Below are 16,078 nucleotides of genomic sequence, written 5' to 3'. Positions count from 1 at the left end.
CAGTGGACCCGTGGAGATCCTTCGGTTCGGACCGGACGACAGCGACCGGCTGGCCCAGCACCTCGAGATCGTGAACGCCGCCCGCGCGGTCGACGCGCCCTGGGAGCACCCGGCGACCCTGCGCGGCCAGGAGGGCAGGTTCCGGCACGGCTGGGACGGCGAGGTCGAGACGCCGTACGTCGGGCTCGACGAGGGCACGCCCGTCGCCGCCGGCCAGATCGCCACCACGGACTACGACAACCTCCACCTCGCCTGGGTCGGCGTCCAGGTGCACCCCGACCACCGGCGCCGCGGCCTCGGCACCGCGATGCTGGAGGAGCTCCTCACCGAGGCCCGCGCCCGCGGCCGCACCTCGGTCGGCATCGACGGCTGGGACGACGAGGCGCCGCGCGGCTTCGCGACCCGGCACGGCTTCGAGCAGAAGAGCTCGGCCATCGAGCGCCGGCAGCGGCTCGACGAGGTCGACTGGGCGACGATCGAGCGTCTGCGCGCCGAGGCGTCCGGCGTCGCGAAGGACTACGAGATCCTCCGCCGCGAGGGGCGCACCCCGGACCACGAGCTCGAGGAGCTCGCGCTGCTGGCGAGCGCGATCAACGACGCCCCCACCGACGACCTCGACATCGAGGACGAGGTCTTCTCCGCCGAGCGGATGCGCGGCTACGAGACCGCCCAGCTCGCGCGCGGCCACCGGATGTTCCGCGTCTGGGCCCGTCACCGCGAGACCGGCGAGCAGGCCGGCCACACAGTCGTCCTGGTCGAGGAGGAGCGCCCGCACCTGGCGCACCAGCACGACACCGCCGTCGTGCGTGCCCACCGCGGCCACCGGCTCGGCCTGCTGCTCAAGACCGAGATGAACCTCTGGCTGCGCGAGGTGCAGCCCCAGCTCGCGGAGATCTCGACCTGGAACGCCGAGTCCAACGACCACATGATCGGCGTCAACGACGCGATCGGCTACCGGGTCGTGGGCCGGGAGCTGGAGTTCCAGAAGTCGCTCTGACGGCCCGCCGGTAGCGGTCGCCGACGATCGCGACCTGCTCGACCAGCTCCGGCGGCTCGGTGACGTGGAAGTCGAGCCCGAGCATGCCGATGTAGACGGCGATGATCTCGACGCTGTCACCGCCGGTCACCAGCACGCAGTGGTCGGCGTCGACGCTCTCGACCACCCCGACCGTCGGGTTGATCCGGGCGAGCACGTCCTCGGCCGGCGCGTCCACGGCGATCCGCGCGTGCACGGCCCACCCCGAGAACGCGACCTCCCGCAGCACGAACGACGTGTAGTCCTCACCGGGCAGCGGCCGCGGGCTGAACCTCCGACCACCGGGGGTGCGCAGCTCCATCCAGTCCAGCCGGTAGGGCGCCCAGGTCCCGGTCCGGGCGTCACGGGCGACGACGAACCAGCGGCGCTGCCAGCTCACCAGGCGGTAGGGCTCGAGCTGGAGCCTGTCGCCGCGGTAGTCGAAGCGCAGCTCGACGTGGTCGCGGATGGCGGCAGCCACCTCGGTCAGCTGCGCCGCATCGACGAGCGGGTCCTCGACGTTGGAGCCGGTGTTCTCGGGCCCCGCGCTCACCGCGTCGCGCAGCGCGTTGACGCGGCGCTGGAGCCGGTGGGGGAGGACGTGCTCGAGCTTGGCGAGCGCCCGGGCGCTCGTCTCCTCGATGCCCTGGACCGCCGTGCCGGCGCTCAGGCCGACCGCGACCGCGACCGCCTCGTCCTCCTCGAGCAGCAGCGGCGGCAGCTTGGTGCCGATGGCGAGCCGGTAGCGCCCGCCCGGTCCGCGCACCGCGTCGACCGGGTAGCCGAGCCCCCGGAGCCGGTCGACGTCGTTGCGGACCGTGCGGTCGGTGACGCCCAGCCGCTGCGCCAGCTCGGCACCCGACCAGTCCGAGCGGGCCTGGAGAAGGCCCAGCAGGGCCAGCATGCGCGCCGCGGTGTCCGCCATCGAGAGCTCCTCGCACGTCCCTGAGATCGACCGGAAGTGTAGGAAGGAAACGTTCCTGAATGCTCCGTAGCGTACGCGCCATGGACACCAACGACACCCAGATCCGGCCCTTCACCATCACGATCCCCGAGGAGGCCCTTGAGGACCTGCGCACCCGCCTGGCGAGCACCCGCTACGCCGCGGCGGCCCCCGGCGACGGCTGGGAGTACGGCACCCCGGTCTCCTACCTCCAGGACATGGTCGCCCGCTGGCAGGCCTTCGACTGGCAGGCCCAGGAGGCGCGGATGAACGCCGTGCCGAACTTCCTGACCGGGATCGACGGGCAGACGATCCACTTCGTCCACATCCGCTCGGCCAACAGAGACGCCACGCCGCTGCTGCTCCTGCACACCTACCCGGGCTCGTTCGCCGAGTTCCTCGACCTGGTCCCGCTGCTGACCGACGACTTCCACCTCGTGATCCCCTCGATGCCCGGGTTCGGCTTCAGCACCCCGGTGGTCGACGGCGGCTGGACGATGGACCGCGTCGCCCGGACCTACGACACCCTCATGCGCCGGCTCGGCTACTCGTCGTACGGCGCCCACGGGAGCGACGGCGGCGCGATGGTGGGCCGTGAGCTGGCGGTGCTCGACCCCGAGGGCTTCCTCGGCGCGCACGTGCTGCAGCTGTTCTCCTTCCCCTCGGGCGACCCGGCCGAGTTCGAGGCCTTCGGCCCGAAGGAGTACGCCGCGCTGGAGTTCATGGGCTGGTTCCAGTCCGTCGGCGGCTACAACTCGATGAACGGCACCCGCCCGCAGACGATCGCCGCCGCGCTCTCGGACTCGCCGGTGGGCCAGCTCGCCTACAACGAGCTGTTCGAGAGCTTCGGCAACGGCACCAGCCTGGTCTCGCCCGAGCAGGTCCTGACCCAGGTCTCGCTCTACTGGCTGACCAACACCTCGGCGGGCGCGGTCCGCTACCACTACAGCGAGCAGCACCCGGCCCGCGAGACCGTGATCAGCACGGGCCGGATCGGCGTCGCCGTCTTCAAGGACGACTTCCAGACGATCCGGCCGCTGGCCGAGCGCGACAACCACAACATCGCGCACTGGTCGGAGTTCGACCGCGGCGGCCACTTCGCGGCGCTCGAGGCGCCCGAGCTGGTGGCCGAGGACCTGCGGGCGTTCTTCGCGTCCTAGACCACGTACGCGGACGCGCGCCGGAGCTCGTCGACCGCACCGAGCACGATGCGGTCGACGAGCTCTTCGCACGTCGGGAGGTCGTCGATCAGCCCGACGACCTGTCCGGAGGCCAGGATCCCGGCGCGGGTGTCGCCCTCGACGAGCCCGGCCTTGAGCAGGGTCGGCGTGTTGGCGGCGAGCGTCATCTGGGCCAGCGACCGGCCCTGGGCCTTGCGCATCGCCCGGCCGTCGCGAGCGAGCCGGAGCCAGCCCGTCCCGCTGTCGCGCTTGAACTGCCGGGTCCGGCGCAGGGTCGGGCCGAGCCGGCGCAGCGCGCTCGTCTCCTCGACCTCCTCGACGAACGGCGTGCGCAGCATCCGGTGGGGCATGCCATCGACCTTCGCGGTCACCACCGTCCCTGTCAGGTCGGTGCCCAGGTAGAGCCGCTTGACCGAGTCAGGCACCGCGGAGTCCTGGGTGAGCAGGAAGCGGGTGCCCATGCCGACCGCGGCTGCGCCGTACGACAGCGCGGCGGCGAGCCCGCGACCGTCGAAGAAGCCGCCCGCGGCCACGACCGGGATGTCGGAGCCCGCGTCGCGCAGCGCGTCGAGGACGGTAGGCAGCAGCAGCGTGGTCGGCACGGGGCCGGTGTGGCCGCCGCCCTCGCCGCCCTGGATCATCACGGCGTCGGCGCCCCAGCCGGCCACCTTCACCGCGTGCTTGGCGGCGCCGATGGAGGGCATCACGACCAGGCCGTGGTCCTTCAGCTTCCGGACCAGCTCCGCCTTGGGTGCGAGCGCGAACGACGCCACCTTCACCCCGTGCTTGATCAGCAGGTCGCACCGCTCGCCCGCGTCGCCGGCGTCGGCTCGCAGGTTGACGCCGAACGGCTGGTCGGTGCGGCTCTGGACGTCGAGGATCGCCCTCTCGAGCTCCTCGTAGGTCATCGTCGCGCTCGCCAGGATGCCCAGCCCGCCGGCGTTCGCCGTACCGCTCACCAGCCGCGGGCCGGACACCCAGCCCATCCCGGTCTGCACCACCGGGTGGGGGACGCCGACGAGGTCGGTGAACGGCGTGCGCAGGACCTGGTCAAGCATCCCGGGGCACCTCCTTGAACCGCAGCCCCTTCGGGTCGAGCACCTCGTTGACCAGCACCAGCTCCTCGGGCGTGGGGAGGCGGCTCTCGGGGACGGCGCCGTCGCCGTCCACGTGCACGTCGCAGCCGGATGCCTCGCGCACCTCGTCGAGGGTGACGCCGGGGTGGACGCTCAGCAGCCGCAGCGTGTCGCCCGGCCCGTGCAGGTCGAAGACCGCGAGGTTGGACACGATCCGGTGGATGTCGTGGTAGCGCGACGCGCCGGTGCCCGCGGCCTTCGCCCGGGTGGGCCCGACGCCAGAGACGACGTCGACCTGCTCGACGAAGACGCGCGGGGAGTGCTTCGGGACCCAGTAGGACGTCCGGTTGTTGACGGTGTTGCCGGGCGCGCCGCGGGAGCCGAGGAGCTGGCGGGTGGGGCGCGCGAAGTCGCCGATCGCGGAGATGTTCTGGTTGCCGTGCCGGTCGACCTGGGTGGCGCCCATCATCACGTGGCGCTTGCCGTACGCCACGACGTCGAAGACCCGCCGGAACGGGATCCAGCCCTCCACGACGTCTCCCTTGGCAAAGAGGGGAGGTGGACTCGCGAGGAACAGCGACTCACCGTCGGAGATCACGAGGTCGGGGTTCTGGGTCAGCCGGCACAGCCGCACGCCGAGCATCGGGAGCAGCCCCATCGGGCTGGCGAAGATCTCGCCGTCGTCGGCGAACGCATCGGCGATGGCGGCGGCGCAGACGTCGGCGCGGGTGGGAGTCACTGCTGCTCCTCGGCGAAAGTCCGGACAGCGGCTTGGTACGCCGCCTCGTCGCCTCGCAGGAACCGCTCCTCGAACGCCGCCCACTCCTCGTCGGTCCCGCCCGCCGCCGCGGCGTAGGCACGCTGGAACCGCTCGTCGCGCTCGTAGTCGGGCGTGCACGTGGTGAAGTGCGCGCCGTTCGGCGTCTCCACCACGCCGTCGACCATCATCCGGCTGACCAGGAGTCGCTGCACCGGGGTGTCGACGGTGAGCCCGGCGGTGTCGATGATCTGCTCGCACGAGACGTAGGCGCGCTCGGCGGCCATGCAGAAGAGGTCGTCGAAGTAGGGGTCCGGGCCGAGGTAGGTCGCGTTGCCGTGCCGGTCGGCTCGGTTGAGGTGCACCAGCGCGACGTCGAGCTCGAGGGCCGGGACGGCGACGAGCTCCTGGCCGTCGGCGTACGGGCTGGTGACGGTCTTGATCCACGGGTTGTGGACCAGCACGTCGGAGCCGAGGCCGGCCCGCATCGGGAGGAATGGCAGGCGCTGGGCCGCCGCCCGCAGCCCGGTCTGGAACATCCCCTCGTCGAGCTCGACGACCTCGGGGATGGTGCCCTCCTGGCGGGCCTTCTGGAAGTTCGGCTCGAGAGGGACGGAGTCGAGGGAGACGAACGCGTAGACGAGCTTCCGGACCTTGCCGGCGCGGACGAGCAGCCCGACGTCGGCGCCGCCCCAGCTGACCAGCGTGAGGTCCTTCAGGTCCGAGCGCAGGATCGCCCGGACCAGGGCCATCGGCTTGCGGCGCGGCCCCCACCCCCCGATGCCGAGGGTGATGCCGTCCTCCAGCGAGGCGACGACCTCGTCGATCGTCATCGTCTTGTCGCGCGGTCCCTTGGTCACTGCTCCTCCCTCGCCGAGCGCGCCTTGTCCGTGCCCGCGAAGTCGTCGCGCAGCTCGTCGCTCACCCCGGAGAGGTTGAGCTCGAAGGTGAACCCCTGCTCGAAGCGGTAGCTCCTGTTGACGTCGACGGGGTCGATCCCGTTGAGCGCCTCCTTGGCGGCGCGGATCACCCGGCCGTCCTTCGCGGCGATCTCGCCGGCCACCCCGAGCGCGGTCTCGTCGAGCCGGTCGCGGGGGACCACCTCGAGCACGCTCCCGTGGGGGAGCAGGTCGTGGGCGCTGATCGTGCGGCCGGTGAAGTAGAGCGTGCGCATCAGGTGCGGGGGCACCAGCCGGGCCAGGTGCGTGGCCGCCCCGAGCGCGCCACGGTCGACCTCCGGCACGCCGAAGTAGGCGTCGTCGCTGGCGACGACGCAGTCGGCGTTGCCGACCAGGCCGACCCCGCCGCCGAGGCAGAAGCCCTGGACAGCGGCGACCACGGGCACCGCGCACTCGTAGACCGCCTTGAACGCCGCGTAGCAGCCGCGGTTGGCGCCGATCAGGGCGTCGAACCCCGTGGTGTGCTGCATCTCCTTGATGTCCACGCCGGCGTTGAACCCGCGACCCTCGGCCCGGAGCACCACCACCTTGGTGGCGGCGTCGGACGACGCCTCGTCGAGAGCGCCCGCCACGTCGAACCAGCCCTGCACGGTCAACGCGTTGACCGGGGGAGCGTCCATCGTGACGACGCGGATGCCGTCGGCGCGCAGCTCGCTGGTGACGCTCACGCAGGCTCCTCCTCCACACAACCAAGCATTTGCTTGGTAGAGTAGCAGCATGGCGCTGACCGTGGACCTGACCGAGCGGGTCGCGCTCGTCACCGGCGGCACCCGCGGCATCGGGCTCGGCGTCGCGCAGGTCCTGCGGGAGGCCGGCGCCCTCGTGGTCACCTGCTCCCGCACCGAGGTGACCGGTGCGCCGGACCACCGGGTCTGCGACGTCCGCGACCCCGAGGCGGTCGCCGCCCTGGTCGAGGGCCTCGTCAGCGACCACGGCCGGCTCGACCTGCTGGTCAACAACGCCGGAGGAGCGCCGAGCGCCGACGCGGCGACGGCGTCGCCGCGGTTCCACGACAAGGTCGTCGGCCTCAACCTGCTCAGCCCGCTGCTGGTCGCGCAGGCCGCCAACGCGGTGATGCAGCGGCAGGAGGGGGGCGGCTCGATCGTCAACATCTCCTCCATCTCCGCGCACCGCCCGGCGCCCACGATCGCGGCCTACGCCGCGGCGAAGGCCGGGCTGGACTCCCTCACCCGGTCGCTGGCCGTGGAGTGGGGACCGAGGGTGCGCGTCAACGCCGTCGACGTCGGCCTGTGCCGCACCGAGCAGACCGACGACCACTACGGCGACGACGCCCGCGTCGCGGCGATCGAGCGCACGATCCCGCTGGGCCGGATGGCCCGCCCCGACGAGGTGGGCCACGTGGTGGCGTTCCTGGCCAGCGACCTCGCGTCGTACGTCTCGGGGGCGCGCGTCGCCTGCGACGGCGGCGGCGAGCCACCCGTCTTCCTGCACGTCGACTGACCACCTACGAGGAGCAGCATGTCCGGACTGTTGGAGGGTCGCGTCGCGATCGTCACCGGCGCGGGCCGCGGCATCGGCCGTGCGCACGCGCTCGAGCTCGCCGCGCACGGTGCGGCCGTGGTCGTCAACGACTTCGGGGTGTCTCTCGCGGGCGAGGGCACCGGCGAGTCGCCGGCCGACGAGGTCGTGGGCGAGATCGAGGCCGCGGGCGGCCGGGCGGTCGCGAACGGCGCGGACGTGGCCGACTTCGAGCAGGCCGCCGCGATGGTGCGGCAGGCGATCGACACCTTCGGCGGCCTCGACGTCCTGGTCAACAACGCCGGCTTCGTGCGCGACCGGATGCTCGTCAACACCTCCGAGGAGGAGTGGGACGCGGTGATCCGCGTGCACCTCAAGGGGCACTTCGCGCCGCTGCGGCACGCCGGCGCCTACTGGCGGGCCGAGGCCAAGGAGGGCCGGCAGCGCGCGGCGCGGGTGATCAACACCAGCTCGGGCGCCGGGCTGCAGGGCTCGGTGGGCCAGGCGACGTACTCCGCCGCCAAGGCCGGCATCGCCGGGCTCACCCTGGTCGCGGCGCAGGAGCTGGGGCGCTACGGCGTCACGGTCAACGCCATCGCGCCGGTGGCGCGGACCCGGATGACCGAGGGCGCCTTCGACACCTCGCAGATGGCCCTGCCCGAGGACAACTCACCCGTCGTCGCGTGGCTCGCGTCGGAGGAGGCCGGCGACGTGACGGGCCGGGTGATCGAGGTCGACGGGAGCCGGATCACGGTCGAGACCGGCTGGGTGCACGGCCCGGCTCGCGACGCCGGCCGGCGCTGGGTGGCCGCCGACGTAGGTCCGGCCCTGCGTGAGCTGCTGGCCGAGGCTCCCGCTCCCGAGCCGGTCTACGGCGCCTGACGAGTCGGCGGTCAGATGCGCTCGAGGACGGTGCCGGTGGCCATCGCGCCGCCGGCGCACATGGAGATCAGGGCGGTCGACCGGTCGCGACGCTCGAGCTCGTGCAGGGCGGTCGTGATGAGCCGGGTGCCGGTCGAGCCGACCGGGTGGCCGAGCGCGATGGCGCCGCCGTTGACGTTGACCTTGTCGAGGTCGACGCGGTGCTCACCGGCCCACGACAGCACCACGGACGCGAAGGCTTCGTTGACCTCGAACAGGTCGAAGTCGGAGATCGTCCGGCCGGTGCGCTCCAGCAGCCGCTGGGTCGCGTCGACCGGCCCGTCGAGGTGGTAGTAGGGGTCGGAGCCGACCAGGCAGTGGCTGGTGATCCGCGCCCGCGGGGTGAGCCCCAGCGCCCGCGCCTTGTCCTCGTCCATGATCAGCACCGCGGAGGCGCCGTCGGAGATCTGCGACGACGTACCGGCGGTGTGCAGCCCGTCCGGCAGCACGGGCTTGAGCCCCTCGAGGCCCTCGAGGGTGGTGTCGCGCAGCCCCTGGTCGGCGTCGACGACCCGGGTCTGGCCGGTCGGGGTGCCGTCCTCGTCGAGGACGGGCGCGGTGTAGGCCGCGATCTCGCGCTTGAAGCGGCCCTCGTCGACGGCCACCCTCGCCTTCTGCTGCGAGGCCAGGCCGAAGGCGTCGAGGTCGGCGCGGGTCAGGCCGCGGCGCTTCGCGATCCGGTCGGCGGCCTCGAACTGGTTGGGCATGTCGATCGCCCAGTCGTCGGGACGGGGGTCGCCCGTGCCGGCGGGCACGTTGGCGCCGAGCGGGATGCGCGACATCGACTCGACGCCGCAGGCGATGCCGACGTCGATGGTGCCAGCGGCGACCATGTCGTGCACCAGGTGGGCCGACTGTTGGCCCGACCCGCACTGGGCGTCGACCGCGGTGGCGCCGGTGCGCTGGGGGAGCCCGGCGTACAGCCAGGCCCGGCGGACCATGTCGTTCGACTGCTCTCCCGCCTGCGTGACGCAGCCTCCGACCACCTGGTCGACGAGCTCGGGGTCGACCCCTGCGCGGCGCAGCACCTCCGTCTGGGCGAAGCCCAGCAGCGCGGCCGGGTGCACCCCCGCGAGCCAGCCCTTGCGCTTGCCGAGCGGCGTGCGCACGGCATCGATGATCACGGGGTTGCCCATGACCAAGAAAGTAGAACACGTTCTCGTTTTGGGCAAGGAAGACCTTCCTTTACCTACCGCGAGTATGTACCGTGACGGGCACTAGAACGTGTTCCAGTCAGTGAGGGGCAGCACCTGTGACATCGGCACCAGACGTCTCGCTGGACTTCGATCCGACCGACCCCGACGTCATGCAGGCCGCGGTGCCCCACGACGAGCTGCTGAGGCTGCGCCGCACGGCCCCGGTCTCGTTCATCCGGCAGGCCGAGCACGCGCGGGCGGGGTTCCCCGAGCACACGGGCTACTGGGCGCTGAGCAAGCACGCCGACGTCGCGGCCGTGTCAAAGGACTCGACGAACTTCTCGGCGTACCAGGACGGCGTGATCATCCGGTTCGGCCCGGACATGGACCGCGAAGGCGTCGAGCAGACGCGGTTCCTCCTCATCAACCACGACGCGCCCGACCACACCAAGCTGCGGCAGATCGTCTCCCGCGCCTTCACGCCGCGCGCCATCGCACAGCTGCACGACGACCTCGAGCGGCGCGCCCACGACATCGTGGCGGCGGCGGTCGCGCGCGGGCAGGGCAACTTCGTCGAGGACGTCGCCGCGGAGCTGCCACTCCAGGCGATCGCCAACCTGCTCGGCGTGCCGCAGGAGGACCGCGGCAAGCTCTTCGAGTGGTCCAACCAGATGATGAGCTACGACGACCCCGAGGTCGAGGGTGACCAGGCGGTCGCCTTCATGGAGATCCTCGCCTACTCGATGCAGCTGGCCGAGGAACGCCGCCGCAACCCGCAGGACGACATCGTCACCAAGCTCGTCTCTGCGGAGGTGGGCCTCGGGGGCGAGGACGGGGAGCGCGGCCTGACCGACGACGAGTTCGGGTTCTTCATGGTGCTGCTGGCCGTGGCCGGCAACGAGACGACGCGCAACGCGATCTCGCACGGCATGCACGCGTTCTTCCAGAACCCCGACCAGTGGGAGCTCTACAAGGCGACGCGGCCGGCGACCGCCGCCGACGAGGTCATCCGCTGGGCCACGCCCGTGACGGTCTTCCAGCGCACCGCGCTCAACGACATCGAGATCGGCGGCGTGCCGATCCCGGCCGGCGAGCGGGTCGGCCTCTACTACGCGAGCGCGAACTTCGACGAGGACGTGTTCACCGACCCGTTCCGCTTCGACATCACGCGTGACCCCAACCCGCACCAGGCCTTCGGCGGTCACGGTGCGCACTACTGCATCGGCGCCAACCTCGCCCGGCTCGAGGTCAACCTGATCTTCCAGGCCCTCGCCGACCACGCGCCGGACATCCGCCAGCTCGGGGAGCCGCGGCGGCTGCGCCATGGCTGGATCAACGGCGTCAAGGACCTCCAGGTCGCCTACCGCTAAGGAGCACGCGTGACCACCGACATCCTTCCCGAGGGCTTCGACTTCACCGACCCCGACCTCAACTGGAAGGCCATCCCGCACGACGAGTACGCCGCGCTCCGCAGGACCGCCCCCGTCTACTGGGTCGAGCAGCCGCCGGAGTCGCGGTCGGGCATCGCCCCCGAGGCCGGCACCGGCTACTGGGCCGTGACCCGGCACGCGGACGTGTCCGCCGTCTCCAAGGACAGCAAGAACTGGTCGTCGGCGGAGAACGGCGCCATCATCCGGCCCAACCCCGGCGCCGCGCGTGAGGACATCGAGCTCCAGCGCGTGATCCTGCTCAACCAGGACCCGCCCGAGCACACGGCGACCCGCCACATCATCTCGCGCGGGTTCACGCCGCGGGCGATCGGCGCCCTCGAGGACGTGATGACCGAGCGGGCCAACCGCATCGTCAAGGAGGCGGCGGCCAAGGGCGAGGGGGAGTTCGTCGAGGAGCTGGCGTCGGAGCTCCCGCTCCAGGCCATCGCCGACCTGATCGGCGTACCGCAGGAGGACCGCAAGAAGCTGTTCCAGTGGTCCAACTCGATGCTCGCGAGCGAGGACCCCGACTTCCAGGGCAACCCGCAGGAGGCGGCCACCGAGCTGCTCGTCTACGCGATGGGGATGGCCGACGAACGGCGCCGCAACCCGCAGGACGACATCATCACCAAGCTCATCAACGCCGACAAGGACGGCCGCGGCCTCAACGACGACGAGTTCGGCTACTTCGTGATGATGCTGGCCGTCGCGGGCAACGAGACCACCCGCAACGCGATCACCCATGGCATGCACGCGTTCCTCACCCACCCCGACCAGTGGCGCCTGTGGGTCGAGGAGCGGCCCGCCACCATGGTCGACGAGGTGATCCGCTGGGCGAGCCCGATCATCGTGTTCCAGCGCACCGCCATCAACGACACCACGGTGGGCGACGTCCTGGTCAAGGCCGGCCAGCGGGTCGGGCTGTTCTACAGCAGCGCCAACTACGACGAGGACGTCTTCGAGGACCCCTACACGTTCAACATCCTGCGCGACCCCAACCCGCACCTGGCCTTCGGCGGCCACGGCGCGCACTACTGCATCGGCGCCAACCTGGCCCGCCAGGAGATCCGCCTGATCTTCAACGCCCTCGCCGACCACGTGCCGGGCATCCACCTCACCGCCGAGCCGCGCCGGCTGCGCCACGGCTGGGTGAACGGCATCAAGGAGATGCGGGTGCAGTACTAGATACCCCCGCGAGCTTCGACCCCCACGCGCTTCGCGCGGAAAGACCGGGTCGCTTCGCTCCCACGCTCCAATCGCGGGGGCGCGGATCAGCCTTCTAGTGGAGTCCTGTCTGTGAGGACGAGAGGTCCCTCCGCCGTGATGGCGACGGTGTGCTCCATGTGGGCGCCGCGGGAGCCGTCGGCGCTGCGGAGGGTCCAGCCGTCGGCGTCGGTGAAGATCCGGTCGGTGGTCTGGAGGAACCACGGCTCGATGGCGATCACCAGGCCCGGCTTGAGCTTGAGGCCGCGGCCGGGGCGGCCGTCGTTGGGCACGTGCGGGTCGCCGTGCATCGTGCGGCCGACGCCGTGGCCGCCGAACTGGAGGTTGACGCCGAGGCCGGCCGCGCGGGCGACGTCGCCGATGGCCGCGGAGATGTCGAAGAGCCGGTTGCCGGGGCGCGCCTGCGCGATGCCGGCCTCGAGGGCACGCGTGGCGACGTCAATGAGCGCGAGGTCCTCCTCGCGGGGCGTGCCGACCACCACGCTGAGCGCGGAGTCGGACACCCAGCCGTCGACGCTGCACGCGAAGTCGAGGGAGAGCAGGTCGCCGTCCTGCAGGTCGTAGTCGTGCGGGAGCCCGTGCAGCACGGCGTCGTTGACGCTGGTGCAGAGCACCTTGCCGAACGGTGAGGCGCCGAACGACGGGTGGTAGTCGATGTAGCAGGACTCCGCGCCGCGCTCCTTGATCATCTCGTGGGCGAGGCGGTCGAGGTCGAGCAGGTTGACGCCCACGTCGGCGGCGTCGCGCAGCGCGACGAGCACCTCGGCGACGAACCGGCCGGCCGGCTTCATCGCCTCGATCTGCGCGGGCGTGCGGAGCTCGATCATGCCGACGACCCTATCCGCCGACAGCAGAGCCGCTGAGAGCGGATTCGCTGGATCGGCGTACGTCGGCGGCGCAGGCTCGAGGCATGACCCAAGCACCCACCATGTCGACGCCGGGGGCCGGCCTGTCCGCGGCCGACCGGCTCCTGCACCAGCGGATCATCGTCCTCGGCCAGGAGGTCGACGACGCGATCGCCAACAAGCTCTGCGCGGAGCTGCTCCTGCTCTCCGCGGAGGACCCCCGGCGCGACATCGCGCTCTACATCAACTCACCCGGCGGCTCGGTCTCGGCCGGCCTCGCCATCTACGACACCATGCGGCTGATCCCGAACGACGTGGCGACCCTCGCGATGGGGCTCGCAGCGAGCATGGGCCAGTTCCTGCTGTCTGCCGGCACGCCGGGCAAGCGCTACGCCCTCCCGCACAGCCGGATCCTCATGCACCAGGGGTCGGCCGGCATCGGCGGCACCGCGATCGACATCGAGATCCAGGCCGAGAACCTCGAGCACACCAAGGGCGTGATGCTCGGCCTGATCGCCGAGCACACCGGCCAGACGGTCGAGCGCATCGAGCAGGACTCCCGGCGCGACCGGTGGTTCACCGCGGAGGAGGCGCGCGACTACGGGTTCGTCGACCAGGTGCTGACCGACGTGTCGTCCGTGACGCCCTACCGCGCGCCGAGCGCGTCGTTCGGCCCCGTCGGCGAGCGGAGCGCGTGATGTCGACCTACACGATCCCGAGCGTCATCGAGAAGACCGTCCGCGGCGAGCGTGCCGTCGACATCTACAGCAGGCTGCTCACCGACCGGATCATCTACATCGGCACCGAGATCGACGACGGCGTGGCGAACGTCGTCATCGCCCAGCTGCTGCACCTCGAGTCCGACCGGCCCGAGTCGCCCATCGAGCTCTACCTCAACTCGCCCGGTGGCTCGGTCACGGCGATGCTCGCGGTCTACGACACCATGCAGTTCATCAGCTCGCCGGTGGGGACGACCGCCATCGGGCAGGCCGGCTCGTCGGCCGCGGTGCTGCTGGCGGCGGGGGAGCCGGGTCGTCGCCTGGTGCTGCCGCACTCGCGCGTCGTGCTCCACCAGCCCTCCGGCGGCGGGCAGGGCACGCTGCCCGACCTGGAGCTGCACGCCAAGGAGATCGTCAGGCTGCGCGGCCAGATGGAGGAGATCCTGGCCCGCCACACGGGCCGCTCGGCCGAGCAGCTGCGCGAGGACACCGACCGCGACCTGGTGCTGTCCGCCCAGGAGACCGTCGACTACGGGCTCGCCGACGCGATCCTCGACAGCCGCAAGCTGATGGCGAGTCGCCCTTGAACTCAACCTAACTTGAAGTTTCAGGATGGGTGCATGACATCTCCCGTTGCCGTCATCACCGGTGCCTCCCAGGGGCTCGGCCGCGCGCTCGCCCACGAGCTGGCGGGCCGCGGCTGGTCCCTGGTCCTGGACGCGCGTCGCGAGTCCGCGCTGACCTCCGCGGTCCGTTCGCTGCCCGGCGGCCCCCACCCGGCGATCGCCGGCGACGTCGCCGACCCCGCGCACCGCCGCGACCTCGTCGACGTCGCGGCGGAGCTCGGGGGCGCGACTGCCCTCGTCAACAACGCGAGCACCCTGGGCGCGAGCCCGCTCCCGCGCCTGGCCGACCTCGACACCACGACCTACCTCCGCATCCTGCAGGTCAACCTCGTCGCGCCGGTGGCGCTGACCGCCGCGCTCCTCCCGCAGCTCCGCACCAGCCGGGGCGTGGTCGTGAACGTCTCGTCGGACGCGTCAGTGGAGCCCTACGAGACCTGGGGCGGCTACGGCTCGTCGAAGGCCGGCCTCGACCACGCGACGCGGGTGCTCGCGGCCGAGGAGCCCGCGCTGCGCGTCTACGCCGTCGACCCGGGCGACATGCGGACCGCCATGCACCAGGACGCGTTCCCCGGCGAGGACATCTCCGACCGGCCGGACCCGGCGGTCGTCGTACCGGCACTCGTGCGGCTGCTGGAGGGGTCGCTGCCGAGCGGCCGCTACCGCGCCTCGGAGCTCGCGCCCGTGGCGGTGTCGGCATGAGCCAGGCGGCGACCGAGGCACGGTTCGTGCTGCCACCCGGCAGCGAGGCGGCCTCGCCGCCCGAGGCACGTGGGCTGGCCCGCGACGGCGTCCGGATGGCGGTCGTCGCGCCGGACCGGACCCACCACCGGCGCGCGCGGGAGCTCCCGCTCTGGCTGGCGCCCGGCGACGTGCTGGTCGTGAACACCAGCGCCACGCTCCCGTCCGCGCTGGAGGTGCGCCGGCACGGCTGCACCTGGGGGCTGCACGTGTCCACCGAGCTCGACGACGGAGCCTGGGTGGTCGAGCTGCGCCTTCCCGGCGGCACGGGTCCGGGCGTGCCCGACCCCGGGGAGGTGCTGCGGCTGCCCGGCGGCGTCCGCCTGCGGATCGCGGAGCCGCACCCGGCCGGGCAGACCCGGCTGTGGCGGGCGACGCCGCTGCCGGCCGTGGACCGGGTCGCCTACCTCCCCCGGCACGGCACCCCGATCCGCTACCCCTACCTCGACCGCGCCTGGCCGATCGACGACCTGCAGAACGTCTACGCCGCCGTCCCCGGCAGTGCGGAGATGGCGAGCGCCGGGCGGCCCCTGTCGCGCGAGGTGCTCGTCGACCTCATGTCCGCGGGGGTCGTCGTCGCGCCCCTGGTGCTGCACACCGGCGTGTCGAGCCAGGAGTCGCACGAGCCGCCGCAGCCCGAGCGGGTCTCCGTGCCGGAGTCGACGGCGCGGCTGGTCAACCTGACCCGCGCGGCCGGTGGCCGGGTCGTCGCGGTCGGCACCACCGTCGCGCGTGCCCTGGAGTCAGCGGCGTCCGCCGACGGCCACGTCGCGGCGTACGACGGCTGGACGTCGCTCGTGCTCTCCTCCGCCCGTCCGGCGCGGGTGGTCGGGGGTCTCCTCACCGGCCTGCACGAGCCACAGGCCAGCCACCTCGACCTCCTCGAGTCGGTGGCCGGGAGGACCTTGGTCGACCGGGCGTACGCCGACGTCACCGCCGCTGCTGCCCCGCACTACCTGTGGCACGAGTTCGGCGACTCGATGCTCCTGCTGCCCTGAGCGGTCCTTGGGAAGCGGGCCGCGGTCCGGT

General features: G+C 72.1%; 17 protein-coding genes. 10 read left to right on the top strand and 7 right to left on the bottom strand.

The window, feature by feature from the left end:
* The first annotated feature begins 10 nt into the window (after nucleotides 1-10).
* Nucleotides 11-997, top strand: coding sequence for a GNAT family N-acetyltransferase (locus tag G514_RS0114250; RefSeq protein WP_051247451.1), 987 nt, complete (start codon nucleotides 11-13; stop codon nucleotides 995-997).
* On the opposite strand, the gene G514_RS26795 is transcribed toward G514_RS0114250, so the two are convergent.
* Entirely contained in the window at nucleotides 936-1,940 is a 1,005-nt protein-coding gene (locus tag G514_RS26795) for a helix-turn-helix transcriptional regulator (protein ID WP_051247450.1), read from the bottom strand. The genes G514_RS0114250 and G514_RS26795 overlap by 62 nt on opposite strands.
* A gap of 80 nt (nucleotides 1,941-2,020) precedes the next feature.
* Between G514_RS26795 and G514_RS0114240 the strand changes: the two genes are divergently transcribed.
* A complete protein-coding gene (locus G514_RS0114240) occupies nucleotides 2,021-3,118 on the top strand; it encodes an epoxide hydrolase family protein (RefSeq protein WP_028652305.1) in 1,098 nt (365 codons plus the stop codon).
* Here the strand turns inward: G514_RS0114240 and G514_RS0114235 are convergent.
* Genes G514_RS0114235 through G514_RS0114220 form a run of 4 tightly spaced genes read right to left on the bottom strand, consistent with a single transcriptional unit; the run spans nucleotide 3,115 to nucleotide 6,599 of the window.
* Nucleotides 3,115-4,197 (bottom strand): NAD(P)H-dependent flavin oxidoreductase, encoded by a 1,083-nt coding sequence (locus G514_RS0114235; protein ID WP_028652304.1) that lies wholly within the window; start codon nucleotides 4,195-4,197, stop codon nucleotides 3,115-3,117. The two genes, G514_RS0114240 and G514_RS0114235, sit on opposite strands and share 4 nt — an antisense overlap.
* Complete coding sequence (locus tag G514_RS0114230) at nucleotides 4,190-4,954, bottom strand: CoA-transferase subunit beta (RefSeq protein ID WP_028652303.1); 765 nt, start codon at nucleotides 4,952-4,954, stop codon at nucleotides 4,190-4,192. Before G514_RS0114230 ends, G514_RS0114235 begins: the two co-directional genes overlap by 8 nt.
* The gene (locus G514_RS0114225; RefSeq protein WP_028652302.1) at nucleotides 4,951-5,832 is read right to left on the bottom strand and encodes a CoA transferase subunit A; all 882 of its coding nucleotides are present in this window, start codon (nucleotides 5,830-5,832) and stop codon (nucleotides 4,951-4,953) included. The genes G514_RS0114230 and G514_RS0114225 overlap by 4 nt, the downstream gene beginning before the upstream one ends.
* On the bottom strand, nucleotides 5,829-6,599 hold the full coding sequence (locus G514_RS0114220; RefSeq protein WP_028652301.1) for an enoyl-CoA hydratase family protein: 771 nt from the start codon (nucleotides 6,597-6,599) through the stop codon (nucleotides 5,829-5,831). The genes G514_RS0114225 and G514_RS0114220 overlap by 4 nt, the downstream gene beginning before the upstream one ends.
* Before the next feature lie 49 nt (nucleotides 6,600-6,648).
* Here G514_RS0114220 and G514_RS0114215 point away from each other — a divergent pair, with 49 nt between their 5' ends.
* Nucleotides 6,649-7,392, top strand: a complete 744-nt coding sequence (locus G514_RS0114215) for an SDR family oxidoreductase (RefSeq protein WP_028652300.1) — start codon at nucleotides 6,649-6,651, stop codon at nucleotides 7,390-7,392.
* A gap of 18 nt (nucleotides 7,393-7,410) precedes the next feature.
* Entirely contained in the window at nucleotides 7,411-8,292 is an 882-nt protein-coding gene (locus tag G514_RS0114210) for an SDR family oxidoreductase (RefSeq protein WP_028652299.1), read from the top strand.
* A gap of 11 nt (nucleotides 8,293-8,303) precedes the next feature.
* Here the strand turns inward: G514_RS0114210 and G514_RS0114205 are convergent, their stop codons facing one another.
* Entirely contained in the window at nucleotides 8,304-9,467 is a 1,164-nt protein-coding gene (locus tag G514_RS0114205; RefSeq protein WP_028652298.1) for a steroid 3-ketoacyl-CoA thiolase, read from the bottom strand.
* Between the two features lie 116 nt (nucleotides 9,468-9,583).
* On the opposite strand from G514_RS0114205, the gene G514_RS0114200 reads away from it, so the two are divergent.
* Nucleotides 9,584-10,837 (top strand): cytochrome P450, encoded by a 1,254-nt coding sequence (locus G514_RS0114200; RefSeq protein ID WP_028652297.1) that lies wholly within the window; start codon nucleotides 9,584-9,586, stop codon nucleotides 10,835-10,837.
* A gap of 9 nt (nucleotides 10,838-10,846) precedes the next feature.
* Nucleotides 10,847-12,082, top strand: coding sequence for a cytochrome P450 (locus G514_RS0114195; RefSeq protein WP_028652296.1), 1,236 nt, complete (start codon nucleotides 10,847-10,849; stop codon nucleotides 12,080-12,082).
* Between the two features lie 86 nt (nucleotides 12,083-12,168).
* Here G514_RS0114195 and map read toward each other — a convergent pair whose 3' ends face one another.
* Nucleotides 12,169-12,948 carry a type I methionyl aminopeptidase gene (gene map / locus G514_RS0114190; protein WP_028652295.1) on the bottom strand — a complete coding sequence of 260 codons (780 nt, stop codon included), beginning with the start codon at nucleotides 12,946-12,948 and terminating at the stop codon, nucleotides 12,169-12,171.
* Nucleotides 12,949-13,031: 83 nt separating this feature from the next.
* Here map and G514_RS0114185 point away from each other — a divergent pair, with 83 nt between their 5' ends.
* The 4 genes from G514_RS0114185 to G514_RS0114170 are packed head-to-tail and all read left to right on the top strand — an operon-like array spanning nucleotide 13,032 to nucleotide 16,047.
* Nucleotides 13,032-13,664: a ClpP family protease gene (locus G514_RS0114185; RefSeq protein ID WP_028652294.1), complete on the top strand. Its 633-nt coding sequence runs from the start codon at nucleotides 13,032-13,034 to the stop codon at nucleotides 13,662-13,664.
* Nucleotides 13,664-14,272 (top strand): ClpP family protease, encoded by a 609-nt coding sequence (locus G514_RS0114180; RefSeq protein ID WP_028652293.1) that lies wholly within the window; start codon nucleotides 13,664-13,666, stop codon nucleotides 14,270-14,272. Before G514_RS0114185 ends, G514_RS0114180 begins: the two co-directional genes overlap by 1 nt.
* Before the next feature lie 33 nt (nucleotides 14,273-14,305).
* Nucleotides 14,306-15,010, top strand: coding sequence for an SDR family NAD(P)-dependent oxidoreductase (locus G514_RS0114175; protein ID WP_036564696.1), 705 nt, complete (start codon nucleotides 14,306-14,308; stop codon nucleotides 15,008-15,010).
* Nucleotides 15,007-16,047, top strand: coding sequence for an S-adenosylmethionine:tRNA ribosyltransferase-isomerase (locus G514_RS0114170; RefSeq protein WP_028652291.1), 1,041 nt, complete (start codon nucleotides 15,007-15,009; stop codon nucleotides 16,045-16,047). The genes G514_RS0114175 and G514_RS0114170 overlap by 4 nt, the downstream gene beginning before the upstream one ends.
* Nucleotides 16,048-16,078: the final 31 nt, after the last annotated feature.

This window comes from Nocardioides halotolerans DSM 19273, assembly GCF_000422805.1.
Taxonomy (GTDB): domain Bacteria; phylum Actinomycetota; class Actinomycetes; order Propionibacteriales; family Nocardioidaceae; genus Nocardioides; species Nocardioides halotolerans.
Note: the sequence above shows the minus strand (reverse complement) of the source record. Positions and strands in the feature narration are given on the sequence as shown.